The organism is Devosia rhizoryzae (genome assembly GCF_016698665.1).
GTDB classification, from domain to species: Bacteria; Pseudomonadota; Alphaproteobacteria; order Rhizobiales; family Devosiaceae; genus Devosia; species Devosia rhizoryzae.
Genome location: NZ_CP068046.1, coordinates 864,940 through 890,098, shown reverse-complemented (window position 1 = coordinate 890,098; position 25,159 = coordinate 864,940). Strand labels below are relative to the sequence as shown.

17 protein-coding genes are annotated in these 25,159 nt (G+C 62.3%); 3 read left to right on the top strand and 14 right to left on the bottom strand.

The window, feature by feature from the left end; all coding sequences use genetic code 11:
* Positions 1–26: 26 nt before the first annotated feature.
* The 6 genes from JI748_RS04400 to cysG form a co-directional block, all read right to left on the bottom strand.
* Entirely contained in the window at positions 27–347 is a 321-nt protein-coding gene (locus tag JI748_RS04400) for a 2Fe-2S iron-sulfur cluster-binding protein (RefSeq protein ID WP_201635441.1), read from the bottom strand.
* Between the two features lie 168 nt (positions 348–515).
* Positions 516–1,541: an NAD(P)/FAD-dependent oxidoreductase gene (locus JI748_RS04395; RefSeq protein ID WP_164534220.1), complete on the bottom strand. Its 1,026-nt coding sequence runs from the start codon at positions 1,539–1,541 to the stop codon at positions 516–518.
* A 69-nt stretch (positions 1,542–1,610) separates the two neighbouring features.
* Positions 1,611–2,885, bottom strand: coding sequence for a phosphoadenylyl-sulfate reductase (locus JI748_RS04390; RefSeq protein WP_201635439.1), 1,275 nt, complete (start codon positions 2,883–2,885; stop codon positions 1,611–1,613).
* Between the two features lie 167 nt (positions 2,886–3,052).
* The gene (locus JI748_RS04385; protein WP_201635437.1) at positions 3,053–4,711 is read right to left on the bottom strand and encodes a nitrite/sulfite reductase; all 1,659 of its coding nucleotides are present in this window, start codon (positions 4,709–4,711) and stop codon (positions 3,053–3,055) included.
* Positions 4,698–5,021, bottom strand: coding sequence for a DUF2849 domain-containing protein (locus JI748_RS04380; protein ID WP_201635435.1), 324 nt, complete (start codon positions 5,019–5,021; stop codon positions 4,698–4,700). Before JI748_RS04380 ends, JI748_RS04385 begins: the two co-directional genes overlap by 14 nt.
* The gene (gene cysG, locus JI748_RS04375; protein WP_201635433.1) at positions 5,021–6,382 is read right to left on the bottom strand and encodes a siroheme synthase CysG; all 1,362 of its coding nucleotides are present in this window, start codon (positions 6,380–6,382) and stop codon (positions 5,021–5,023) included. The genes JI748_RS04380 and cysG overlap by 1 nt, the downstream gene beginning before the upstream one ends.
* Before the next feature lie 331 nt (positions 6,383–6,713).
* On the opposite strand from cysG, the gene JI748_RS04370 reads away from it, so the two are divergent.
* Positions 6,714–7,004, top strand: coding sequence for a hypothetical protein (locus JI748_RS04370; RefSeq protein ID WP_201635431.1), 291 nt, complete (start codon positions 6,714–6,716; stop codon positions 7,002–7,004).
* On the opposite strand, the gene JI748_RS04365 is transcribed toward JI748_RS04370, so the two are convergent.
* The 3 genes from JI748_RS04365 to JI748_RS04355 are packed head-to-tail and all read right to left on the bottom strand — an operon-like array spanning position 6,995 to position 10,096.
* The gene (locus JI748_RS04365; RefSeq protein WP_201635429.1) at positions 6,995–7,315 is read right to left on the bottom strand and encodes a 2Fe-2S iron-sulfur cluster-binding protein; all 321 of its coding nucleotides are present in this window, start codon (positions 7,313–7,315) and stop codon (positions 6,995–6,997) included. The genes JI748_RS04370 and JI748_RS04365 overlap by 10 nt on opposite strands.
* Positions 7,316–7,337: 22 nt before the next feature.
* On the bottom strand, positions 7,338–8,498 hold the full coding sequence (locus JI748_RS04360) for a class I SAM-dependent methyltransferase (protein WP_201635426.1): 1,161 nt from the start codon (positions 8,496–8,498) through the stop codon (positions 7,338–7,340).
* Positions 8,495–10,096, bottom strand: a complete 1,602-nt coding sequence (locus tag JI748_RS04355; protein WP_233280611.1) for a peptide chain release factor 3 — start codon at positions 10,094–10,096, stop codon at positions 8,495–8,497. Before JI748_RS04355 ends, JI748_RS04360 begins: the two co-directional genes overlap by 4 nt.
* A gap of 160 nt (positions 10,097–10,256) precedes the next feature.
* On the opposite strand from JI748_RS04355, the gene treY reads away from it, so the two are divergent.
* Positions 10,257–12,890, top strand: a complete 2,634-nt coding sequence (treY, locus tag JI748_RS04350) for a malto-oligosyltrehalose synthase (protein ID WP_201635424.1) — start codon at positions 10,257–10,259, stop codon at positions 12,888–12,890.
* A 3-nt stretch (positions 12,891–12,893) separates the two neighbouring features.
* On the opposite strand, the gene JI748_RS04345 is transcribed toward treY, so the two are convergent.
* Positions 12,894–13,283, bottom strand: a complete 390-nt coding sequence (locus JI748_RS04345) for an Hpt domain-containing protein (protein WP_201635421.1) — start codon at positions 13,281–13,283, stop codon at positions 12,894–12,896.
* 327 nt (positions 13,284–13,610) lie between these two features.
* Between JI748_RS04345 and JI748_RS04340 the strand changes: the two genes are divergently transcribed.
* Positions 13,611–19,577: an apolipoprotein A-IV repeat region-like domain-containing protein gene (locus tag JI748_RS04340; protein ID WP_201635419.1), complete on the top strand. Its 5,967-nt coding sequence runs from the start codon at positions 13,611–13,613 to the stop codon at positions 19,575–19,577.
* A 166-nt stretch (positions 19,578–19,743) separates the two neighbouring features.
* Here the strand turns inward: JI748_RS04340 and JI748_RS04335 are convergent, their stop codons facing one another.
* From JI748_RS04335 to acs, 4 genes are all read right to left on the bottom strand, one after another.
* The gene (locus tag JI748_RS04335; protein WP_201635417.1) at positions 19,744–20,934 is read right to left on the bottom strand and encodes an MFS transporter; all 1,191 of its coding nucleotides are present in this window, start codon (positions 20,932–20,934) and stop codon (positions 19,744–19,746) included.
* An 84-nt stretch (positions 20,935–21,018) separates the two neighbouring features.
* Positions 21,019–21,816, bottom strand: coding sequence for a UDP-2,3-diacylglucosamine diphosphatase (locus JI748_RS04330; protein WP_201635415.1), 798 nt, complete (start codon positions 21,814–21,816; stop codon positions 21,019–21,021).
* An 87-nt stretch (positions 21,817–21,903) separates the two neighbouring features.
* Positions 21,904–22,992 carry a glycoside hydrolase family 3 protein gene (locus tag JI748_RS04325; protein WP_201635413.1) on the bottom strand — a complete coding sequence of 363 codons (1,089 nt, stop codon included), beginning with the start codon at positions 22,990–22,992 and terminating at the stop codon, positions 21,904–21,906.
* A 199-nt stretch (positions 22,993–23,191) separates the two neighbouring features.
* Positions 23,192–25,135 carry an acetate--CoA ligase gene (acs, locus tag JI748_RS04320; protein WP_201635411.1) on the bottom strand — a complete coding sequence of 648 codons (1,944 nt, stop codon included), beginning with the start codon at positions 25,133–25,135 and terminating at the stop codon, positions 23,192–23,194.
* Positions 25,136–25,159: the final 24 nt, after the last annotated feature.

Below are 25,159 nucleotides of genomic sequence, written 5' to 3'. Positions count from 1 at the left end.
AATACGCAGCTAAGATCGCGATCACATCAGTCCTTGGCCGCGCTCGGCGCCAGCGTCAGCGTCAGCCCGTCGAGCGCGTCCGAACACAGGATCTGGCAGCTCAGCCGCGAGTTCGATTTCACGTCGCCGACGCTATCGAGCATGTCTTCTTCCTCGTCGCTCGGCGCACCCACCGCATCGAGCCACTCGCCATCGACATAGACATGGCACGTTGCGCAGCTCAGCGCCCCGCCACACTCGGCCTTGATGTTGAGCCCCCAGTCGCGAATGACCTCCATCACGCGCCAGCCCTCGAGCCCCTCGAGCTCATGCTTTTCGCCAGCCTGGTCCGTGACATTGATCTTCATAAGGCGCTCCTCAACAGCGCGATGGGCTTAGCGCCCTTGGGGCCGCACCGCAAGGCACATCGCCCTCACCCCACCGGATGTCATCCCCGCGCAGGCGGGGATCCATCCTGGGACCTCAAGATGGGCCCCGGCCTTCGCCGGGGTGACAATCGAGTGCGTGGCAAGCCCTCAAGCCACCCCAAGCTTCTTCTGCAGCTTGGTGCTCGACGTCGTATACTGGAACACCACCCGCTCACCCGGCGAAATGATTGCCTTGGCCGCTTGCGCCATCAGAGCGGCTTCATGGAAGCCGGAAAGGATCAGCTTCAGCTTGCCCGGATAGTAATTGATGTCGCCAATGGCAAAGATACCCGGCACCGAGGTCTCGAACTTTTCCGTGTCAACGACGATCGTATTGTCGTTGAGCTCCAGGCCCCAGTCAGCCACCGGACCAAGCTTCATCGTAAGCCCGAAGAATGGCAAGAGCCGCGTCGCCGGGATGGACAGATCGCCCGCATCGGTGGTGAGGTGCACGTGGTTGATCTGGCCGTTCTCGCCATCGAGCTTGGCGACCTGGCCGAGCTGGAAGTTGACCTTACCGTCGGCCACCAGCTCCTTCATCTTGTTGACCGAAGCCGGCGCCGCCTTGAACGCGTCGCGGCGATGCACCAGCGTCAGCGTCCGCACGATGGGCTCGAGGTTGAGCGTCCAGTCCAGCGCCGAGTCGCCGCCACCGACGATCACCACGTCCTGGTCCTTGAAATCGTCCATCTTGCGGACGGCATAGAACACCGACTTGTTCTCGAACTGCTCGATCTCCGGCACCGGCGGACGCTTGGGCTGGAACGAGCCGCCGCCGGCCGCGATCACCACGACCTTGGTGTAGAAGGTCTCGTCGGCATCGGTCTGCAGCTTGAAGGTGCCGTCTTCGAGCTTTTCCAGCGAATTGACCATGCGCGAGAAATGGAATTCGGGCGAAAACGGCGCGATCTGCGCCATAAGGTTATCGGTCAGCTGCTGGCCGGTCACCACCGGAAAGCCAGGAATGTCGTAGATCGGCTTTTCCGGATAAAGCTCGGCACACTGCCCGCCCGCACGGTCAAGGATATCGATAAAGTGGCATTTGATATCGAGCAGGCCGAGTTCGAAAGCCGCGAACAGCCCGCAGGGGCCAGCGCCGATGACAACGACGTCGGTGGTGATCTCAGTGCTCATTCAATCTCAATCCGTTGGCCGCAGGACCGGTGCCCAGCGGTGAAATATGACTAGTGCGATCCGATTATATCAGGAGACGCGGCGAAGAAAGGGGCGCGTGCCCAAAGGAATTTCGGTGACGCCGACCGGCTGGTAAAACACGGCCACTTCCGGCAGGCGGTTTTCAATCAGCGCTTGGCGGGTTGGCTCATGCACCACCACCAGCGCATTGAAGCCGCAACGGCGCATCAGCGGAATCTGATCCTGCAGAACATCGCCCACAGCCCTGATTTCTCCGGCAAAATTGTAGCGCTCCGCCAGAAGCCGCGCCGTCGAATAGCCGCGCCCGTCCGAGAAAGCCGGGAAGCGGATGGCGACCGATGCAAAGCGCGAAAGGTCGGCCTCCACATCCTCGATCTTCTCTCCGGGCGACACGAGCAGCCCAAGCGGGTGCGGATTGGCCAGGAACTCCACCCGATTGGCCAGGAACACCGCAAGCGGCACATGCACATAGCGCGCTTCAGACGGGTTGGTACCCTCTTCCCAGTCGCGGAACGGGTCGGCGATGAAGGCGCCGTCTTTCCAGAGCGTGTGGCGGTTGGCGGCAGTCATCGGGTTGGCGATCGCTCCACTGAAATCGTAATGGATGCCGCACTCTTTCTTGTTGAGACCGCGCCACCGTCCGGCGCGCGGATCCTCGCCCTCGGCAACGATCGAGGTGCAGGGCGCGCAGCCAATGGACTTGTAGCCTTTGGCATAGAGCGGATGCTCGGGCAAGTTATGCTTCTGGCGGTATTCGACCACGTCGGCGTCGGAAAAATATGCCAGCGGATTGACCTTGATGCGATCGTCGCTCGTCAGCTCGAAATGCGGCAGCACGCCGCGTTCCACCGTCTGGTAGCGCTTACGCCCCGTCACCCAGCCACCATATTGCTCGGTCACCGGCTCCAGCGGCTCGGTCTTGCGGATATGGCAGCAGGAGTCCGGATCGGTCTCCCAAAGATCACCATTGGGGTCGAAGCGAGCCACGTCATTAGGGTTCGGATGAATGGCATGAACGTTGATCAGCCCAAACTGGCGCTTCAGCGTTTCGACATAGTCCAGCGTCTCGCGGAAATGCTTGCCCGTTTCGAGAAAATAGACCGGCATCGACGGATCGACCTGCGCCACCATATGGAGCAGCACCGCAGAGTCGGCGCCAAAGGACGAAACGATCGCCAGATCGCCCGGCAGCACGTCACTCACCGCATACCGCAGCACGCCAACGGCATCCATTTCGTCGAACATGCCATTGAGCGCCAGAATGCCCAGCGCCTTGAGCTTATCATGCGCGGCCTGCGCCGGCGCAAGCTTAGGCAGTCCCATGGGAGGTCTCCGTGACTGACGGCGCGGCAGCGCCACCTCTCCCTAGGGGGAGAGGTCGACCCCCTTGGGTCGGGTGAGGGGGCCTTCTCCGAGCGCTGGAGAGGGAAAAGGCCCCCTCACCCGTCGCTGCGCGCCGACCTCTCCCCCGAAGGGAGAGGTGAAGAAGCTCAGCCATTCCCATACAATGCCTCCTTGAACGGCGCTTCGCCCAGGCGGCGATAGGCCTCGAGGAACGTCTCCCCCTCGCCCTGCCGCTGCGCGATATAGAAATCGACAAGCTTCTCGATGGCACCCGGCACCTGATCCGCCTCAAAGCCCGGCCCGATGATCTTGCCCACCGAAGCATGCTCGGTCGCATCACCGCCCAGCGTGATCTGATAAAGCTCGCCGCCCTTCTTCTCGACACCCAGAATGCCGATATGGCCCACATGGTGGTGCCCGCAGGCGTTGATGCAGCCGGAAATCTTGATCTTTAGATCGCCGATGTCCTTCTGCCGCTCCGGCGCCGCGAACTTGCGCGAAATCTCCTGCGCGATCGGAATCGAGCGCGCATTCGCCAAGGCACAAAAATCGAGCCCAGGGCAGCAGATCATGTCGGTGATGAGGTTGTTGTTACCCTCGGCAAGCTCGTTGGCGACCAGCACATCAAAGACCGCCCGCAGATCCTTCACCGCCACATGCGGCAGCACCAGGTTCTGCTCATGCGTCACGCGCAACTCGTCGTGCGAATACTGCTGGGCAAGATCCGCCACCACATCCATCTGCACGTCCGTCGCGTCGCCCGGAGCGCCGCCAACGGGCTTGAGCGAGATCGTCACCGCGGCATAGCCCGGCACACGATGCGGATGAAGATTGTTGTCAAGCCAGCGACCGAAGGCCGGATCAAGGATCGACTCATAAGCCACATCGATCTTGTCGCCCGAGCGATCGGCGAAATCGGGCGGCGCGAAATAGGCCGTGATCCGGTCGAGCTCTTCCTGCGGCAGCGTCAGCACGCCGCCCCGCACTTCGGCGAACTCGGCTTCCACCTGCCCCTTGATCGACTCGAGGCCCTCTTCGTGCACCAGGATCTTGATGCGCGCCTTGTACTTGTTGTCCCGGCGGCCGTAGCGGTTGTAAACGCGCATGATGCTTTCAAGATACGCCAGCAGGTGCTCATGCGGCACGAAGCTGTTGATCAGCTTGGCGATCATCGGCGTGCGGCCTAGCCCACCACCGACCCAAACTTCCCAGCCGGTTTCACCCGCCGCGTTCACCGCCGCCTGCAGCCCGATATCGTGGAAGCGGATCGCGGCGCGATCGTTCGGCGAGCCGGTGATCGCAATCTTGAACTTGCGCGGCAGGTATGAAAATTCAGGATGAAGGCTTGACCACTGCCGGATGATTTCGGCCACCGGGCGCGGATCGATGATCTCGTCGGCAGCCGCGCCGGCAAACTGGTCGGTCGTGACGTTGCGAATGCAATTGCCCGAGGTCTGGATCGCGTGCATCTCGACGCTCGCCAGCTCTTCGAGGATCACCGGAATGTCCTTGAGCTTGGGCCAGTTGAACTGGATGTTCTGGCGCGTCGTGAAGTGGCCATAGCCACGATCATAGGTCCGCGCGATATGGGCAAGCTTGCGCATCTGCTTGGCTGACAGCGTGCCATAGGGCACGGCGATGCGCAGCATATAGGCGTGCAACTGCAGATAAAGCCCGTTCATCAGCCGCAGCGGTCGGAACTGGTCTTCGCTCAGTTCGCCGGAAATCCGCCGCTTTACCTGGTCGGCAAACTGCGCTGTGCGGCCCATGACAAAGGCCGCGTCAAACTCGTCATATCGATACATGCCCGTCGTCTTCCAGATGCTGGCGGTCGTACGCCTGTCCGTGCAGAGTTAGGGGAGCGGTGGGGCCCGCCGCCCTGATGCGTTCGCGCAGGCGCTTGGGCACGATCGTGCCGCCAGCCTGTTCAACTTCTTCGATTTCGAGGCTGATCACCCGCCCCGTCGCCTTGGTGGCGGCCAGCGCGGCATCGCGCTCCACCGTCTCTTCCTTGGCAAACAGGCGCGCAGCCTGAAGGTCCTCGACCCAGTTGTTGCTGCCGTTGAGGTAAACCGTTGCGCCCGAGATCAGCTCGTTGCCGGTGAGAATTTCCATTAAGCGACCCTAAAATTTTCGGCGGCCACAGCCGCAGCATTGGCCCAGTCGCCATGAGCGACTGCCCGGCCAACCAGAATAACGGCAGGACCATCGACGAAATCGACGGCGCCCGAAGCCAGTTCGCCCAGCGTCCCGGCATAGCTGGTGCTGTTCATGCGCCCGGCATTGACAACGATGCCGATCGGCAGGTCTGCCGGCGCACCATGCTCGACGAGGCGTCCGGCAACTTCGGCCGCAATGGCCTTGCCCATGTAAAGTGCCAGCGTCAGCCCCGACTGTGCCAACGCCGCCCAATGCACGATATCGCTGTCGTCAGCGCCATGCGCCGTTGCCATCACGAAGCCGCTCGACACCGCCCGCAGCGTCACCGGCGTTGCTGTATCGGCCGCAGCCGCCAGCGCCGCGCTGACGCCCGGCACGATCTCATACTGCAGCCCGGCCTTGCGCAAAGCCTCGATCTCTTCGCCAGCCCGCCCGAACACCATCGGATCGCCCGACTTGAGCCGCGCCACGCGCTTGCCCTCGCCGGCGAGCCGAACAATCAGAGTATTGATCTGCGCCTGCGAAAATGAATGATGACCCCGCGCCTTGCCGACGCAAATCTGCTCGGCATCGCGCCGCCCCATCTGCACCACGGCAGACGGCACCAGCTGGTCATGAACGATCACATCGGCCTGCTGCAGCAAACGCTGCGCGCGCAGCGTCAGCAGATCCTCGGCACCCGGCCCGGCGCCAATCAGCCAAACCACACCCTGCCCCGCACCATGTTCGATATGCTGCATCAAGAGCGCTTCGGCATCAACATGGGGCCGGCCGACCAGATCCTCATAAAAGCGCCGCCGCGCCGCACCGTCATGAATCAGGCTCTCAACCTTGTGGCGTAACCCACCGGCAAGACTCGCGACTTTGCCCAGGCCCGGGGCCAGCAGCGCCTCGATCTGCGCCCGCACCAGACGCGCCAAAACCGGCGCATCGCCTTCGGTCGAGATCGCGACGGTCAGCGGCGCACGATCGACGATGGACGGAGTATAAAAATCGCACTCGGCAGGGACGTCGACGACATTGAGCGGAATGCCCAGCCGTCGCGCTTCGCTCTTGGCCAGCTCGGCATCTGCACTTTCTTCGGCGACGAAGACGAGCGCAGCTCCGACGATGTCGGATGCGTTTAGACGTCGTTCATGAACGATAGCCTGGACCCCCGAGAAGTCCGCCTCGATGTGCTGGGAATAAATCTCTATCTGAGCAGTAGTCTTAGCAACCAACCGGACCTTGTTCAGGGCCTCATCGTCGCCACCGACGATGATGATACGCTTGCCCTTGACTTTGAAGCTCAACGGAAAGGTGTTGAGTGGTCCCATGGTGTCCTACGGTGAAAGATGGCGGAAACTATGCCGTTCCGCCTTGGGCAACAATGCCTGCAATTCCATTAGCTTATATATTCCCCTTGCAGGAATGACATTGGAACGGATCAAATCTGCGACGGACCAGAAGTTAGAATTTTTTGCCTCGCGCGACCGGGGCTGCTCCGAGTTGGAAAGAAAATCCATGCCGAAACTGCTCATCTCTGCACTGTTGGCACTACTCGTTGCGGCTCCGAGCGTGGCTCAGGCGCCTGTCCAAAAGCCTCTGCCTGCCAACAGTATCGACCCCACTCTTTCCGCATCTTTCGCAGGCTCATGGAGCCTCACCATGGCTGGTGATCCAAACACGGCCTGGGTCACCTGCAGCAAGCCCGTCCGGCTTGTCGAAGCCGACACGCATCACTTCTTCTATCTCGGCACGGAAGACATCGAAGGCGATGCAGCAACCGAACTCGTCGCCGACTCAGGCGGTGCCCGTTGGGAACCGGTTGCCGGCGGCCCGAACTTTTTCACCATCTTCATCAGCAAGGATCGCTTCTACCTCTATGACGAAGTGCCGCGCACCGATGCCGACTGGCTCGACCCCACCTACCTCTATGAACGCTGCCCTCAGCCCTGACGCTTTGGCACGCGCACCACGAGCCCATCCAGCGCATCGCGAACCTTGATCTGGCACGAGAGGCGGCTCGACGCTTCAACGTCAAAAGCAAAATCGAGCATGTCCTCTTCCATGTTGGACGGACCACCCACCACTTCGCGCCACTCCGGCTCGATATAGACGTGGCACGTTGCGCAGGTGCAGGCGCCCCCGCATTCGGCAATGATCCCCGGCACGGCATTCATGATCGCGGTCTCCATCACCGTCGAGCCATTCTCCGCAACCGTTTCAATGCGTTCGTCGCGGGCGGTAATGAAGGTGATCTTGGTCATTAAACTACCTGTAGTTTGATCGTCAAAGGCCGAGCAGGCCTTCGAGATAATGCCTGTCGATGCCGAAAAGTGTCTTCACTGCGGCAATCTTGTCGAGCGCCGCCTGCCGCGACCCAGCCCCAGCCTTTTGCGCCACGATCAGATTGTTCTTGGGCGTATGGGCGTCGGACACGAACTCGAACACCTTGGTGCGATAGCCACTGGCCTCCAGCAGCAAAGCCCGCAGCCCATCGGTCACCATCTCCGCCTGCTTTTCAAGAAACGTCCCATGCCGCAGCAGAAAATCGAGATCGTCAGCCGGCTGGCCCGCCTCGATCTGCCGCCTGATCTGCTTATGGCAGCAGGGAGCGACCGCGATCAGCTCCGCCCCGGCCTTGATGCCCTGGAAAATCGCGTCGTCCGTTGCCGTATCGCAGGCATGGAGCGCAATCACCGCGTCCGCGCCACTGGCATCATAGTCGAGGATCGAGCCGGGGACGAAACGAAGATCGTCAAAGCCACTTTGCGACGCCAGCCGGTTCCCGTCCTCAACCAGAGCCGGACGCAGCTCCACGCCTACCAGCTCGACTTTGCCGCCAAGATGATCCGCAAGGGCAAAATCGAGATACCCCTTGCCCGCGCCCATATCGAGCACGCGCGGCTTTTCTGCCTTGATCGCCTGAATCAAAGGCGCAAAGATCTCGACCATCTTGTTGATCTGCCGAAACTTATCCTGCGCATTGCTGCGAACCGCCCCGTCCTTGCCAGTGATACCCAGCGCATGCAGCCACGGCTTGGCCGTGTCGGTCAGGGCTCGGTTCTTGGCACGGTCATGGGTGGCTTCGACAGCCTCCCGGCCCTCGACCTCGGTGCGCTTTAGCCGCAGCTTGTCACCCTGCCGCTCGAACTGCAGGTCAAAACTTGTCGTCTCCAGCCGAGCGCTGCGCCAGGCGTTAGCGAGGTCCGAGGATAGAAGAGATGCCGCTTCGTCAATCGTCAGGTTCTTGGTGATGTCCTGCGTCTTGTAGCGAAACACAAAGCTCAAGCGCTCGCCGGCCTTGATAGGCACCTTGCGCGCTTCAGCCGATTTAAGATCGGCTTCCGCACCATGATAGCCGCCAAGCTTGAGCTTTATCAGCGACCCGTCGGCAAATGCCGCGCGCACCGCCTCCACGAACTCGCCAATGCGATCAGGCGTGCTCAATGCCGTTCCTTGGTCGTCAAGAAGCGGATCTTGGGCCAGTCCTGCTTCGCCCGGTCTGCCCACCACGCATTCTGCGCCAGAAACACCGGAGCCTCGGTCCGGTCCTCGGCCATATTGACCTTCTGCGCCGCAATGAAGCGCTTCAGTTCCTCCGGATCGTCACTCTCGACCCAACGCGCCACTTCATAGCCCAGCGTCTCGAAGGTGATCGGTACGCCATATTCCTTGGCAACGCGCGACGCCAGAACCTCGAGCTGCAGCTGACCAACGACGCCCACGATCCAGTCCGCGCCCACCATGCGCCGGAACACCTGGGTCACGCCCTCTTCAGCAAGGTCGGACAGCGCCTTGCTCATCTGTTTGGTCTTCATGTGATCGGTCAGCCGCACGCGCCGGATGATTTCCGGCGCAAAGTTGGGGATGCCCGTCACATTGATGTTGGCGCCTTCCGTCAACGTATCGCCCACCGAGAGCGTGCCGTGATTGGGAATGCCGACAATGTCACCAGCCACAGCTTCCTCGGCCAGTTCGCGATTATTGCCGAAAAAGAACATCGGGTTCGAGACCGCCATGTCCTTGCCCGAGCGCACATTCTTGAGCCGCATGCCACGCTCGAACGTGCCCGAGCAAAGCCGCACGAAGGCAATGCGGTCACGGTGATTGGCGTCCATGTTCGCCTGGACCTTGAAGACGAAGCCCGTAACCTTCTTCTCCTCCGGTGCGATCGGAGCCGGCAAAGCCGGCTGCGGCCGCGGCTCCGGACCCCAGTCGCCAAGCGTGCGCAGCAGCTCGGCCACCGATACGCCCTTCAGCGCCGAGCCGAACAGCACGGGGCTGAGATGGCCCTGATGGAAAGTCTCGAGGTCGAATTCCGGCAACATGGCCTGCGCCATTTCCAGCGTTTCGAGCGCCGTCATAAATACCGGATTGTCGGCAAGCTCGGACACATCGAGCAGGTCTTCCAGCGCCTCGAACTCGGCCAGCGTCTTGCCCTGCGGCGTCACCACCCGCTTTTCGATGAGGTCCATATAGCCGGAAAAATCCACCCCCTGCCCGATGGGCCAAAGCACCGGCGTCAGGTCGAGCGCCAGCTTGCTCTGGATTTCATCGATCAGGTCGAGCGGCGCCAGGCCCTCGCGATCCACCTTGTTGATGAAGGTGATGATCGGAATGTCGCGCAGGCGGCAGACCTCGAAAAGCTTCAGCGTCTGCGACTCGATACCCTTGGCCGCGTCGATCACCATGATCGCCGCGTCCACCGCCGTTAGCGTACGATACGTGTCCTCGGAAAAGTCCGAGTGGCCCGGCGTATCAAGGAGGTTGAGCGTCAGCCCGTCATAATCAAAGGTCATTACTGAGGAGGTGATGGAAATGCCGCGCTGCTGCTCCATTTCCATCCAGTCCGAACGGGTCGAACGCTGCCCTGCCTTGCCGCGCACGGCGCCGGCCTGCTGGATGGCGCCAGCCGCGGCGAGCAAGCGCTCGGTCAGCGTCGTCTTGCCGGCGTCAGGGTGCGAGATGATCGCAAAGGTGCGACGCAAACGAAACGGCTCGGCTGTGGACCGGGGCGCAGCCTCGGCAACGTTTATCATGGACATGGAAACTGCAAGAATCTCAGTGCCGACGCGGATGGCGTCGCGGGACCGGTTTGATATGGGCGCTCTATAAGCTCTGGCCAAGGCCTGGTCAAACCAGCGGCTCGGGAACCGACGGAACGGCGTCGAATTAACGAGGCGCCCACCCCTCTCAGGACGCCCTATGCCTAAGCCTCAGCCGCGCGCCAGCTACCGTCTCCAGCTCAACAAGGATTTCACCTTCGCTCATGTGGAGCAGATCGCCGATTTTCTGGGCAAGCTCGGTATCAGTCATGCATACCTATCGCCGATCCTCAAGGCGCGCGCAGGCAGCACCCATGGCTATGACACCGTCGATCACACGATCATAAATCCCGAGCTCGGCAGCGTCGAAGACTTCCGCCGCATGGCCGGGAAGCTCAAGCAGCATGGCATCGGCATCATTCTCGATATCGTGCCCAATCATATGGGCGTCGGCGGCGCCGACAATCCCTACTGGCTCGACCTTCTCGAATGGGGCCGCGACAGCCAGTATGCCACCTGGTTCGACGTCAACTGGGCGCCCTCCGAACCGTCGCTCAACAACAAGGTCCTCGTTCCTTTCCTCGGCTGCGCCTTTGGCGAAGCGCTGGAGACGGGACGCCTGGCGCTGAATTTCGACAAAGCCGCCGGCAGCTTCGCCGCCTGGGCCGAAGACAGCCACAAGCTTCCGATCGACCCGCGCAGCTATGGCGACATCCTGCAGCACGGCGAGACCACGCTGCAAACGCTCGCCACCGCGATCGACGGCATGATGGGCAGCCAAGAGGCCGAGGGCTTGAAGGCAAGGCTTGCAGAAGCCGACGCAGCCGAACTCGAAACGATCGTTGCTCACTTCAACAGCGCAGAAGGCCGCGAAGACTTCGCCAAGCTGATCGAGCGCCAAAACTGGCGCGCCGCCCGCTATTCGGTCGCGGCCGACGACATCAATTATCGCCGCTTCTTCATCGTCTCCGACCTTGGCGCCATCCGCATCGAAGATGAAGCCGTCTTCGATCACGCCCATCGCCTGATCTTCCAATTGGTCGAGGAAGGCCTCGTGGACGGCCTGCGGATCGACCACATCGACGGCCTCTACGATCCCAAGGGCTATGCGCTCCGGCTACGCGAGAAATGCCCCCGCCCGATCTACCTTGTCGTCGAAAAAATCCTCGCCGACGACGAGCCGCTCCGCGCCGATTGGGGCGTCGATGGCACGACCGGCTACGAGTTCGCCAATGCGGTGGCGCAGCTCCTGACCAACCCGGAAGCCGAAGCGCCACTCACCAGGCTTTACGAGGATTTCACCGGCCGCACCGAAACGCTGGACGAGCTCGAACGCAAAGCCAAACTCGAAATCATCGACTACGAGATGGCGGCGGAGCTGGATGCGTTGACCGTGCGTCTCTGTGCCCTGGCCAAGTCAAACCGCGCCACCTCGGATCTCACCCGTAACAGCATCCGCAATGGCTTGCGGCACTTCGTGGCCTCCATGCAGGTCTATCGAAGCTATGTGGATGGCTCCGAGCTTGATCCTCTCGATGCAAAAAACATCGAGGCCGCTCTCGACCAGGCCCGCGTCATGGCACCGACCCTCGACCCCGCCGTCTTCGACTTCATCGGCAAAGTCGCCACCGGTGGCCTCGTGGCAGAAGGCTATGATCGGGCGGAAGCGTTAGAGGCGGCGGGTCGGCTCCAGCAATATACCGGCCCGGTTATGGCCAAGGGCCTCGAGGACACGGCACTCTATCAATACAATCGCCTGCTAGCCCTAAGCGATGTTGGTGAGAAACCGGATCGCTTCTCTGCCGGTGTCGAGCACTTCCACACCTTCAACCAACAGCGCGCCGAGCAGGCGCCGCTCGGCATGCTGACCAGTTCCAGCCATGACACCAAGCGCGGCGAAGACGTGCGCGCCCACATTGCAGCGCTGTCGCTGATACCGGACGAGTGGGAGCAGGCAGTGCAGCGCTGGTCCGGCATGCTGGAAGCCGCAGGCATCGGCGAAATTGATCGCAACGATCTTTATTATATCTTCCAGCAGATCATCGGAGCCTGGCCTGCAGAGTTCGCCATCGACATCCCGGACAAGGCCCTCGAAACCTTCCGCACTCGCAGCCAGGCTGCGATGATGAAGGCGGTTCGCGAAGGCCGCCGAAATTCAAGCTGGACAGCGCCAGTCGAAGACTACGAAGCCAAGTTGGACACGGTCATCGCGACCCTGCTGGATGCCCAGGGCCCGTTATTCGCAGACCTCCGCGCGTTCGCGGACCAACTCGGGCCCCTCGCCCTGCGCAACAGCTTGATTGCCGCGACGCTGAAACTAACCTCGCCGGGCATGCCCGACATTTACCAGGGTGCCGAGCTTTACGAGCAAAGCATGGTCGATCCCGACAACCGCCGGCCGGTCGACTTCGGTCATCGTGAGGAGCTGCTGAGCAACCTCGCCGAGCCAGAAGCCTTGCTCGCAAACTGGCCGACCGGCGCCGCCAAGCTCAGCGTCATTCACCGCCTGCTGCAACTGCGCAAGGAACTGCCGGACCTTTTCACGCAAGGCAGCTACGAGCCTATCACGGTCGAGAACGACCCCAACAAGCGGGCACTCGCCTTCATCCGCAAGCTCGACAATCAGCAGGTGCTCGTCGTTGCCTGGCTAGGACTTGCCGACGAGATCGGCACCGCAAGCCTGCCCATCGATCTTGCTCGCTGGAAACCGGTTCTCAGCGACCAAAAATCGACAGGCACAAGCCTGAGCGACCTGCTCGGGCCCCTGCCCGTAGCGGTATTCCGCTCCGCCTAAGCGCTACGCGGCTTCGTCGGCCAGCATTCGGCTGATGAAGTCGCGTACTTCTTCCACAGCGATGCCGAGGTCGGCGATGCGCTCGGCCCGGAGCGGACGCCCATCGCGCATTTCCGCTTCCATGGCCTTGGCCTGATCGGCAATAGCCCAGGCACCGACGCCTGCAGCCGCACCCTTGATCGAATGAAGGTTGATGGCGAGATCATCGAAGGCCGTCGCCAGCGTCAGCCGTTCGTAATAGGTCTTGAGCGTCGTCTCGAAGAGCCGCAGCACTTCGAGTTCGAGGTTTTCGTCGCCCAAGCATTGCTTGGCCAGATGCACAAGGTCGATCGGCCGCATCGGCCGTTTGGCGTCAACAGGAACGGCGTCTTGGGCTAAGGCTCTTTCCGCCATTCTCGATACTCCACAAACTCGTAGAGCCGAGATTAAAGGCGAGCGTTTAAGACGATCTTAAGCTACGGAGCCGCCTTTATTGCGCGGCAAATCCTTAACGGTTTCCACCCGAAAATTAACCTTTGGGTAAGAAACCGTTCGGTTTGCATAAAATTGAATGTATGAATGGGCTTTGAACCAGCGCGCGGCGGCGAGGGTGGGGACGGTGCAGACCATTTGCATCGAATTGTTTCGTTTTGACGGTCGGGCCCGTAAGGGCTTGTCTGCCACAACACCTCCCAAAGTCCGCCTCCATGCTGCAGTGCCGACGCGAGAGTAGTAAAGAGTATGGCCAAGACCCCGACACCACAGAACGACCCGGCTGCGCTGGCTTTTTCGGCCGTCGAGGACGCTCTCAAGGACTCGGTTTTTAATCTCGATCAGCCTGCGCAGCCCGCTCCCGAAAAGAAGCAGCCTGAGCGTCGCCAGCCCGAACCGGCGCGATCGGAACGGCTTCGTGCCGCCGACAAGATCGCGCAGCAGGCCAGCTCGGTAGCCAACGACGATCGCATTTCGACCTCCAAGCTTCTCTACGGCCTCCAGAATCGCTCCTCGTCCACGCCGACCTGGCTGGCACTGCTCCTTTCCATCGTCTGGATCGTTGCTACCGGCATCGTCGCCTGGATGCGCTTTGGCGGCCAGCTCAACACCGGCGCCTTCTTCGGCTCTATCGAGTTCGTGGCGACGCTCGCCATCATGATTCTGCCGGTGCTCGGCTTCTTTGCCGTTGCCACCCTCTTCCGCCGCGCCGCCGACCTGCGCAACGCGGCCTCCTCGATCACCCAGGCGGCCATGCGCCTGGCCGAGCCCGAAGTGGCTGCCGCCGACAAGGTCGCTTCCGTCGGTCAGGCCGTCCGCCGTGAGGTTAACGCCCTCGGTGATGGGCTTGAACGCGCCCTTTCGCGTGCCGGCGAGCTCGAAGTGATGATCCACAACGAGGTTACCGCTCTCGAACGCACCTATTCCGACAATGAGTCGCGCATGCGCGCCCTGATCGGCGAACTGGCCAGCCAGCGCGAAAGCGTCCTGACCAATACCGAACGCGTCCGCGAAGCGATCACCGAGAGCCATACCGGCTTGGTCTTCGACCTCGACATGATCAGCCAGCGCATCGCCGGAACCATCGTCGAATCGGGTGGCAATCTCACCCGCGCGCTCGAAACCGCCGGCAACACGCTGACCGGTGGCTTCAGCGAACGCGCCGACAGCTTCGTCAACCTGATCGAAAACCGCACCGGCGACTTCCTCGGCGCCCTGGACGACAGCTCCAATCGCCTTGCCTCGGGGTTCGAGGACCAGACCGCTGCGATGACGCGCGCGCTCGATGCGCGGACGGCCGATCTAAACAGCGGCGTCGAAGACCGTATCGGCCTTTTGACGCGCGCTCTCGACAGCCATGTCGACAACATTGCCGCTGCGATCGACAGCCGCACGCATGAGATCAGCGCCCGCAGCGACGCCTGGGCCGGCCAGTTCGAAGATCGCGCACAGACCATCGCCGGTCTCATCGAAGCGCGCACCGGTACCCTGTCGAGCGCACTCGATGAGCGAACCGCCACTCTTTCCAACCTCCTGACCGATGGCGGCACCACCCTCGTCGACCAGCTGCAACTGCGCGGCGATGAAGTCGTCGCCTCGTTCCGCCAGATCGGCGGCCGTGTTGCCGACGATATCGGCGCTCGCAGCACCGAGGCCGAGCTTCTGCTTGCCACCCTCTCGCGTCAGCTCGACGAGTCCGTCTCGATCCAGCTCAACGCCCTCGATAGCCGCTTGCAGTCCGCCATGATCGAGATCAGCGGCGCGCTGGACGATACGTCCGAACGCGCGCGCATTACCTTGTCCGGTGCTGGACAGGAGTCGCTCGGCCTCTTTGACGCGCGGCTCAGCGAAATCACCAGCCTGCTCGACGAAAAGCTGCACGCCCTCGACAACGTCATCGGCGACAAGGGCGAAAACCTCGTCGCCCGCCTCGACCAGCAGGGCACGAGCTTTGCCGCCCGCGCTAACGTCCTTGAAATGGCGCTCAACCAGGAAAGCGGCCGCTTCAACGACATCGTTCTCGAACGCACGCGCGAGCTCGGCGAAGTGCTGGGCGCCCGGACGCAAGCCGTGGCAGAGACCCTCACCACCCGCACGCGTGAAATTGTCGACCAGATCGATACCCATACCGGCGCCATCGCCGAAACCCTGGACAGCCGCACCAGCCGCCTCGACCAGGTCCTCAACACCCGCGCCGCTGAAGTGTCGGACGCTATCTCGACCCGTACAGCGGCCCTGGACCAAGCGCTTTCCACGCGTGCTGCGGAAGTGTCCTACGCACTGTCGAGCGGCACCGCAGCGCTCGAACAAACTCTTTCGACCCGGACGGCAGAAGTCTCCGACGCAATCTTCACGCGCACGGCCGACCTCGAACAGGCTCTCTCGACCCGTAGCGCAGAAGTGTCGGACGCAATCCAGGCACGCACCGCAGCGCTCGAGGAAACTCTGGCAACGCGCGCAGCGGCAATTGCCGACGCACTGACGGCGCGGACCGTCGACCTCAACCAGACCCTCTCCGCTGGTACAGCAGCAGTGACCGACGCCATTGCTGCGCAGACCGCCGGACTGGAACAGACCCTCGCTCAAGGCACCGCCTCGGTCGCGGGCGCTATCTCTGCCCAGACCTTCGGTCTCGAGCAGACCCTTTCGACCCGGACCGCTGCCGTTGCCGGCGCCATCGCTGCACAGACCGCAGGCCTTGAGAACGTACTGACCACGCGCGCCGCCGAAGTCACCGAAACGCTCGCCGCCCGCACTGCCGATTTCGAGCAGACGCTGTCCGAGCGCACTGCCCTGGTCGCTGGCGCCATCGTTACCCACACCGCTGACCTCGAGCAGGCCCTTGCCGCCCGTACGTCGGAAATTTCTGAAGCCATCACGTCGCGCACGGCCTATCTCGATCAGACGCTCGGCCTCCGCGGCGCCGAGGTCAGCGAAGCCATCCGGGTCCGTTCGCAGGAACTGGGCCAGACCCTGTCCAGCGGCACGCAGGCCTTCGACCAGGCGATCGGCAGCCGCACCCAGCGCCTTGCCGACACGCTTTCCGAACGCGCCAACTTCCTGTCGCTCGAACTCGAGACCCGCACCGGCGACATCGCTAACCAGATGGACGAGCGCGCCGTCACCCTCGTGTCTCGCCTCGACGAGCGCACCCGTGCCCTCTCCGACACGCTCTCCACCCACACCGCCTCGATCGGCGAAACCATTTCGCTGCACACCAGCGAACTGGGCGAGACGCTCGACGAGCATGGCCGCAGCGCCCGCGAGAGCATCGAAGCCTCGGTGCGAGACGTCAGCCAGACCATGGCGTCGCGGCTCGATGAAATGTCAGCCGCAGTCGCCGGCAAGGTTGCGGAAGTCAATGAAAGCCTCGGCTCCGGCTTGGACAACGCCGTCGCCCGCATCACCGATGCCGAGCACAGCGTCACTGCACGCATCGAAAGCGCCAGCACCAGTGTCGGTGAAAGCGCCCGCCAGGCCGCCGCCCTTATCGAAACCGGCGTCACCAACGCCCGCAACGCCATTGTCCAGATGGTCGATCAGCGCCTCGGCACCCTGCCCGAGGCCATCACCGCCCGTGCAGACATCACCGCCGAACGCCTCGCTTCCCTCAATGCCTCGATCAGCACCTCGATCGTCCAGTCCATGGCTGATCTCGAAGCCGGCGCCGACCGCATCGAGGAAACCATCGCCACCCGCATCACCGCGGCCACGGCAGCGATCTCCGACAATGTCGAGACCACGGCCAACCGCATGGACAGCGCGGTGCGCAGCGCCCTCGACCAGATCCGCATCGCCGCCGCCAACATCGATGACATCGTCTCGGTCAAGGCGCTCAACGCCGTGGACGCCATCGATGGCCGCCTGACGGTCATCAACCAGACCGTCGAAGAGCGCACCAACCAGTTCGCCAACCTCGTCACCGAACGCTCGGCCGAACTGCAGAACGCGCTTGCCAGCCACGGCAACCTCCTGCGTGACGCGCTCAATGAGAACTCCCGTGAAGCCGAAGCCATCATGTCGGTTTCGACCTCGCGCATTCTCAACGACGTCACCAACGCCCTCAATAAGCTCAACGACGGCAACCTCCTGCTGCAGCGGGTGCTCGACGCTTCGACGGCAAACCTCGCCACGCTCGAAACCGGTGTCGCCCAGCAGACCGCGACCTATGCCAACACCATGCGCGAAGCCCTCGGCCAGACCGAGCAGGCCGGCCAGATGGTCACCCAGCATGTGGGCGCCCTGCAGAACACCATCCGCACCATGGTCGAGGAGTTCGGTTCGATCCTCGGCCGCCTCGACGCCGAGGCTGCAGGACTGACCCAGGCGTCGAACGCCCTCGAAAGCTCGAGCAGCACTGCCCTCATCAATCTCGAGGATCGCCGCGGCGCTATGGATGCTCTGGCACAGAGCTTTGCCTCGCGCGCCGACGACATCGACGGCCGCATGCGTCTCTTCGCGCAGACCATCGCTGATACGGTCAATGACACGGAACGCCGCCTCATCGGCGCTCGCCGCGCCATGGACGAGGCCCTCTTGGCCACCGGCCAGTCCGTGAACGAGGCGCTCCAAGCCACCACCCAGACCGTGACCGAGTCGTTGCAGAACACCAGCATGACCGTGACCGAAGCGCTCCAGAACACCGGCGCCTCGGTCAACGAAGCGCTGCAAAGCAACAGCGTTACCGTCACCGAGGCGCTGCAGAACAACTCCAACAGCGTCAATGACGCGCTCTACACCAACAGCGAGCGCTTCTCCTCGACCCTCAACGGCCAGGTCGCGCAGATGGACAATGCGGTGCAGCGCGCCGCCGAAGCCGCCGCTGCCGCACTCAGTCAAACCTCTGCCTCGGTCCGCATGGCTCTTTCCGACCAGACCGGTCAGATCAATTCGGCTCTTGAAGAAAACGCCAATCGTGTCAGCGATGTCCTGGCGTCCACCGCCGGCAGCGTCACCGATGTGCTGACCACGACCACGTCGACCTTGGCCGATACGATCGCGGACTCGACCAATTCGGTGCGCACCGCCATCGACAGCACGCGCGACACATTGGCCGAGACGGTGTCGGAGTCGACCAACACCGTTCGTGCGGCCATTGCCGGCAACTCCGGACAATTGCGTCGCGCCCTTGATGAAACCACCGGCCAGCTTCGCCAGACGCTCGACGAGACCACCGGCGAAGTCGCCAACAAGCTCGGCGAGTTCAACGACCTTGCCGGCAGCGAAGGCCGCCGTGCCAATCAGGCGCTGCAGGAAGCCCAGCAGCGCATGGTCGCGGACATGCAGCGCGCAATCGAAGAAGCCACCGAGCGCTTTGCCGACACTGCCAAGGCCATGCGCGAAACCGCCCGCGAAGTCGGCACCGAGCTTGAAGCAACGCGTGCCGAACTGGCGCGCGGCGTCAACGAACTGCCGGAAGAAACCCGCGCCAGTGCGGCCGCCATGCGTCGCGTCGTTGCCGAACAGATCGAAGCCCTGAGCGAGCTCAACGCCATCGTGCGCGCGCAGCCGGCCAGCCACGACCTGATCGAACGCCGCCCGGCCCAGCGCACCCCGTCACGCCAGCCCGAACCCGCGCCTTACCAGCCGCCGGTGCAGCGCCAGGTCGAACGTCAGCCGGAACGCCAGGCTGAACGTCAGCCCGAGCCGGCGCGCGAGACCTATCGCGCCGAGCCGGTCCGTCCGGCGCTTGTGGATCCGATCCGCACCCGTCCGGTCGAGCAACCGGCGCCGGTTGCGGCTGCCGCTTCAGCACCGGTGCAAGCCCCTGCCCCCGTTGCCGCGGCACCTCAGCCGCAGCCGCCGGCTGAAACCGGTGGCTGGTTGCGCGACGTCCTGCGCAACGCCTCGGCCAACCAGGCTGGAGCCCAGCCGCAGCCGCAGGGTCTCTCCGGCCTCACCGAAGAGATCATCCGCTCGATCGACAACAATGCTCTGGCCGATGCCTGGTCGCGCTACCAGGCCGGCGAGTCCAACGTCTTTACCCGCCGCATCTATTCGCTTACCGGCCAGAGCACCTATGACGAAGTTCGCCGCCGCGTGCAGCGCGACCCGGACTTCGCCCGCACCGCACAGGCCTATATGAGCGAATTCGAGCAGCTGCTGAAGCGCGCCGCCGCCGGTGCCAACCCAGCCGCCGAAACCCGCGAATACCTGCTCTCGGACCGCGGCAAGGTCTACACCACCCTGGCCCACGCCAGCGGCCGCCTGGCCTAAGCAGAACAGCACAAACAGAAGGCCCCGGAGCGATCCGGGGCCTTTTCATTTGCCATTCTCAGTTCGGAAGAACCGCCGTTTGGTCGGGAGCTCCGACCTGACCACAACCACCCTCTGTCGCCCGGCCTTCGCCGAGGCAAAGGCTGCCGTTGGTTTCAGACCGGATCTAAACCAGCGCCTTGGGCGGCCGCAGCTTGAGCGACCACAACACACACACCACTGCCAGCAGCGCCGTTGCCGTCGAATAAAAGAACGCATGCGTCCCGAAATGCTCCACCAGCACGCCGAAGACGGTGAGCGCTGTCATCGCCGCCCCCATGCTGAGCATATTGGCAAATCCTTGTGCCTCGGCGGCATTGGCTTCGTTGGTCCAGTTGGCAATAAAATGCACCACGCCGAAATAGCCCATGCCGAAGCTGAAGGCGTGCAGCAGCTGGGTGAAGAACAGCACTTCCACTGGTGGATTGAAGGCCATCACAGTAAAGCGCACCAGCCCCGCCAAGGCGGCTACGAGGATCATGGTGCGGGCTGAGACCCGGCCGCCGAAGCGGCGCCAGGCGAACATCAGCACAGCCTCTCCGGTCGCCGCGATTCCCAGCAAAGGCCCGAGATAATAGCTCGGAATGCCGTTTTCGAACCAGACCAGCGCGGCAAAGCCGCCGATCAGGGAGTTGCTGGAATTGACCAAGGCGAAGGCCAGGAGGGGCAAGATGAACCAAAGCTGAAGGCTGTCCTTGAGCCGGCTCGGCATCGCGGGCGCAGCGGCATCAGCCAACGTCACTTTTTGTGCGGGCGCCCGGAAGCGGGGCAAGAGGAAGGCCAGGAAGGCGCGGATAACGACCATGGCTACATAGAGCGAGATGAAGACACCCGAGCCCCAGAAATTGATCAGCAGCCCCAACCCGCCTGCGGCGAAAACGTAGCCCACAGTCGCCCAGGCCCGAATAACGCCAAAATCGGTGCCATTGCGCCGCGTCATGCGAACCGTCGCCGCGTCGATCACGGGGGCAACGAGCCCGTTGGTGGTGCTGCATAGCGCCCAGACCAGCAAAATGCCCCAAAACTCGGAGACGAAATATAGGGGCAGCGGCGCCAGCGCCGAAGCGATGGAGATGTAGATCAGCGCCGTGCGCCAGTCGTCGGCCTTATCGGCAATCCGCCCGACGAGGATGTTGAGCAGCAGGAGGCATAACGTCGGGAGCGCGTTGATGAGCCCGATCTGGTCGGCAGGAATGCCATGTTCGCTGAGCCAGATGCCCAGGAACACAGAGGCAACGCCGCCGGGAATATAGACCGTGAACTGATAAATGGATGCGCGCAGCTCGGGACTATCCAAGCGCGAAACGGCCGATGGCATGGAAAAGAAACTCCCGGCGCGAAGCACGCCGCGTTTCCCTCAGTGACTCCATTGGCCGGCGGTGGCAAGAGTCAATCGACGCGCCTAGACTGCACTGCGCTTGGCACGCATCCGGCGTGGCTCGCCGGCCACCATTTCGGTCCAGCGGATCAGTTCGAACTGCCCGTCATGGTTCTCCACAACTGCCGTACAGCTCTCCACCCAATCGCCGGTATTGATGTACTGGATGCCCAGCCGATCATGCATATCGGCGAGATGGATGTGGCCGCATATGACGCCATCAACGCCCGATTGCTTGGCCTCGTGCACCAAGGCTTCCTCGAAGCGCCCGATCACGGAAACAGCGTTCTTGACCTTCTGCTTGGCCCAGGCGCTCAGTGACCAATATTGCAGCCCAAGTCGACGCCGCACCCAGTTCACCGCAAGGTTGAGGCGCAGGGCGGCGTTATAGGCCCAGTCCCCGACATGGGCGAGCCACTTGGCATTCATCACCACGACGTCGAACTGGTCGCCATGGATGACGAGATAGGTCTTGCCAGTTGCCGAGGTATGCACCGTTCGGTCCACAAACTGCACCTCGCCAAAATAGGTGCCGAGATACTCGCGCAAGAACTCGTCATGGTTGCCGGGCAGATAGATGATGCGTGCCCCGGCAGTCGCTTTTTGCAGCAGAAGGTCGATCAGCACGTTGTATTCGGAAGGCCAGTGCCAGCCCTTGGCAAGGCGCCAGCCATCGATGATATCGCCGACGAGGTAGATCGTTTCGGCGTCGTGACCGCGCAGAAAATCGATCAGCTGACCAACGCGGATCGGCTTCATGCCCAGATGCACATCGGACAGGAACAGCGCCCGGACGCGCCGGACCTCTCGGTCATCTGTCATGAGCAAAAGGCCTCCGCTTCATCGAACCATCTTAGCGAGTGCAAGCGCGGCTGCAAATAACAGCCGGCACAAAGCAGAGGAAAGCCGCTACTGCAGGCGCGCCTTGAGGTCAACGATCCGGTGATAGCTCGCTTTGATCCTGGCTTGAAATTCGGAGTCTGCCTCGGCTTCGCTGACGAGAATGGCCAGAATTTCGCGCGACAGCTCCGGATGATAGTCGGCGGTGTTGGAGAAAAGAAGAATGTCCATGCCCGCGCGAACGGCCTTGGTCACCGTTTCCTTCGTGGTGAAGTGCTCACGGATGGCGCCCATTTCGAGGTCGTCGCTGATGACAACGCCGCCAAAGCCCAGCTCGCCGCGCAGCACGCCATCGATCCAGCGCGGCGATAAGGAAGACGGGGTCTCCCCGTCACCATCGGCATAGTCTGCATGGTAGAGGTGCCCCACCATCACCATGTCGGCCATGTTGGCGGCGATCAGCGCACGATAAGGCTCGAGCTCCGCCTCGTTCCAGCTCTCAGTAATGTCGACAAAACCCTCATGGCTGTCGGCGGTGGATGAGCCGTGCCCGGGGAAATGCTTGAGCGCCGTGATCAGCCCTGCTGCCCGATGGGCTTCGATAAAGGCGGTGTCATATGCGGTCACCACGTTCGGATCGGCGGAAAACGAGCGACCGAAGCGCGCAATGATCTGGTTATTGGGGTTGGTGTTGAGGTCCGCCACCGGACCGAAATTGACGGAAAAACCCTCGGCCGCGATGCCCGCCGCCATCTTCGCATAGATCGCTTCAGCTTCTTCCGGCGAGTTGTCAGCGGCGATCTTGGCAGCGTTCGCAATTTCGGTGAACCCTACCGCTTCCGTCAGCCGTTCCACGGCTCCGCCCTCCTGATCGAGCGTCAGAAACGGCGGCAGGTCTCGTGACGCCTCCCGGAACAGCGCATTCAATTCTCGCACCGCAGGAAGGCTCGCCACATTGGTCTTCAAGAACATGACGCCGCCGAGCCGGCCTGCCGCAAGTTCGGCCTCTACAGCTTTGACCCCTGCGTCGCCAACGCTGTCGCCCTGGAACCCGACCACGATCATCTGGCCGGCCATCTTCTCCAGCGTTTCATCCGCCGCGATGCTGGGCACAGTAAGAAGCGCGGCGAGGAGCGATATGGAGACTATGCGCAGCACGGGACTATCCTCTGGTAACAAAAGAATATTCTTGCCGCGAAACCCGGCATTTCGATGAACATCCCCCTTTGGGAGGATGCGCTGGAAGGCAAATACGCTCAGTTTGCACCCGAGGCGGACGCGGCCGGTGGGTGACCAACCTTCACCACCGGCCCCGCCAAACTCAACCGGGCGGTGAACGTGGTCACCGCCCGTTTTTTCACTTGTTCTGCCGATTGGCGATCAGGTCATCAACGACCGTCGGATCGGCCAGGGTAGAGGTATCACCGAGAGCGCCGAAGTCGTTCTCGGCCACCTTGCGCAAGATGCGGCGCATGATCTTGCCGGAACGGGTCTTGGGCAGCCCAGGCGCCCACTGGATCAGGTCCGGCGTCGCGATTGGGCCGATTTCCTTGCGCACCCAGGTCTTGAGCTCGCTGCGCAACTCGTCCGTGCTCTGCTCGCCGGCCATCAGCGTCACATAGCAGTAGATCCCCTGCCCCTTGATGTCGTGCGGGTAACCCACGACGGCAGCTTCCGAAACCTTGGGATGGGCGACGAGGGCACTTTCGACTTCGGCGGTACCGAGACGGTGGCCCGAAACATTGAGCACATCGTCGACGCGGCCGGTGATCCAGTAATAGCCATCCTCATCGCGCCGGCAGCCGTCGCCGGTGAAGTAGTAGCCCTTGTACTGGCTGAAATAGGTTTCGACGAAACGCTGGTGATCGCCATAAACGCTGCGCATCTGCCCCGGCCAGCTATCCTTGATCGCCAGCACGCCTTCAGCCTTGGTCTGCTCCTGGAGCTTGCCCTCGGGAGACAGCACCACCGGCTGCACGCCGAAGAACGGCTTGGTTGCCGAACCCGGCTTGGTCGGAATTGCCCCAGGAAACGGCGCGATCATGTGGCCGCCGGTCTCGGTCTGCCACCAGGCATCCACCACCGTGCAGCGATCCTTGCCCACATGCTTGGAATACCAGAGCCAGGCCTCGGGGTTGATCGGCTCGCCGACCGTGCCCAGGAGGCGCAGCGTCGGCATGTCGTATTTGTCGGCATATTCGGCGCCAGCGCCCATCAGCGCCCGGATGGCGGTCGGCGCGGTGTGGAAAATGTTGACCTTGTGCTTTTCCACCACCTGCCAGAAGCGGCTGGCATCGGGGTAGCTCGGCACGCCTTCGAACATCAGCGTCGTCGCGCCATTGGCCAGCGGTCCGTAGACGATATAGGTGTGGCCGGTGATCCAGCCCACGTCCGCCGTGCACCAAAAGACTTCGCCGTCGCGATAGTCGAAGCTCAGCTGATGCGTCAGCGAGCCATAGACCAGATAGCCGCCCGTAGTGTGCAACACGCCCTTGGGCTTGCCGGTCGAACCCGACGTATAAAGGATGAAAAGCGGATCTTCGGCATTCATCGGCTCGGGTGGGCAATCGGCCGAAACCTTGGCAGCTTCCTCATGGTACCAGAGGTCGCGACCCGGCTCCATGTTCACGGCATTGCCGGTGACCTTGACGACGATGACCTTTTCGACGCCACCGACCTTGGTCAGCGCTTCGTCGACCGCTTTCTTGAGCGGAATGATCTTACCGCCGCGGCGGCCTTCATCGGCCGTGAGAATGATCTTGGAGCCGCAATCGCCAACGCGTCCGGCGATCGAATCCGGCGAAAACCCGCCGAAGATCACCGAATGCACGGCGCCGATGCGGGCGCAGGCCAGCATTGCCACCGCGGTGTCGATGACCATGGGCATGTAAATGGTGACGCGATCGCCCTTTTGGACGCCATTGGCCTTGAGCACATTGGCATAGCGGCAGACGCGCTCATGCAATTGCCGATAAGTGACCTGATCCTGGGTGCCCGGCGCATCGCCTTCCCAGATAATGGCCACCTGATCACCGCGCTTGTCGAGGTGCCGGTCGATGCAATTATAGGAAACATTGAGCACCCCATCCTCGAACCATTTGATCGAGACATCGGGATATTCAAACGTCGTGTTCTTGATCTTGGTAGGGAAAGTCACCCAGTCGAGCCGCTTGGCCTGCTCGGCCCAGAATCCATCGGGGTCGCTGACAGACCGCTCGTAAAGCGCCGCATACTGCTCGGCATTGATGTGGGTGTGTGCAATTGCGGCCGCACTTGGCTGGAATATGAGCTGCTCGCTCATCGGCTTCCTCCCTGTCTCTCCCAC

Coding starts and splice junctions, on each gene's coding strand:
- JI748_RS04400 (WP_201635441.1), bottom strand. CDS start 347: ATGAAGATCAATGTCACGGACCAGGCTGGCGAAAAGCATGAGCTCGAG.
- cysG (WP_201635433.1), bottom strand. CDS start 6,382: ATGGGACCACTCAACACCTTTCCGTTGAGCTTCAAAGTCAAGGGCAAG.
- JI748_RS04395 (WP_164534220.1), bottom strand. CDS start 1,541: ATGAGCACTGAGATCACCACCGACGTCGTTGTCATCGGCGCTGGCCCC.
- treY (WP_201635424.1), top strand. CDS start 10,257: ATGCCTAAGCCTCAGCCGCGCGCCAGCTACCGTCTCCAGCTCAACAAG.
- JI748_RS04380 (WP_201635435.1), bottom strand. CDS start 5,021: ATGGAAATTCTCACCGGCAACGAGCTGATCTCGGGCGCAACGGTTTAC.
- JI748_RS04365 (WP_201635429.1), bottom strand. CDS start 7,315: ATGACCAAGATCACCTTCATTACCGCCCGCGACGAACGCATTGAAACG.
- JI748_RS04340 (WP_201635419.1), top strand. CDS start 13,611: ATGGCCAAGACCCCGACACCACAGAACGACCCGGCTGCGCTGGCTTTT.
- JI748_RS04370 (WP_201635431.1), top strand. CDS start 6,714: ATGGCTGGTGATCCAAACACGGCCTGGGTCACCTGCAGCAAGCCCGTC.
- JI748_RS04355 (WP_233280611.1), bottom strand. CDS start 10,096: ATGTCCATGATAAACGTTGCCGAGGCTGCGCCCCGGTCCACAGCCGAG.
- JI748_RS04345 (WP_201635421.1), bottom strand. CDS start 13,283: ATGGCGGAAAGAGCCTTAGCCCAAGACGCCGTTCCTGTTGACGCCAAA.
- JI748_RS04385 (WP_201635437.1), bottom strand. CDS start 4,711: ATGTATCGATATGACGAGTTTGACGCGGCCTTTGTCATGGGCCGCACA.
- JI748_RS04335 (WP_201635417.1), bottom strand. CDS start 20,934: ATGCCATCGGCCGTTTCGCGCTTGGATAGTCCCGAGCTGCGCGCATCC.
- acs (WP_201635411.1), bottom strand. CDS start 25,135: ATGAGCGAGCAGCTCATATTCCAGCCAAGTGCGGCCGCAATTGCACAC.
- JI748_RS04390 (WP_201635439.1), bottom strand. CDS start 2,885: ATGGGACTGCCTAAGCTTGCGCCGGCGCAGGCCGCGCATGATAAGCTC.
- JI748_RS04330 (WP_201635415.1), bottom strand. CDS start 21,816: ATGACAGATGACCGAGAGGTCCGGCGCGTCCGGGCGCTGTTCCTGTCC.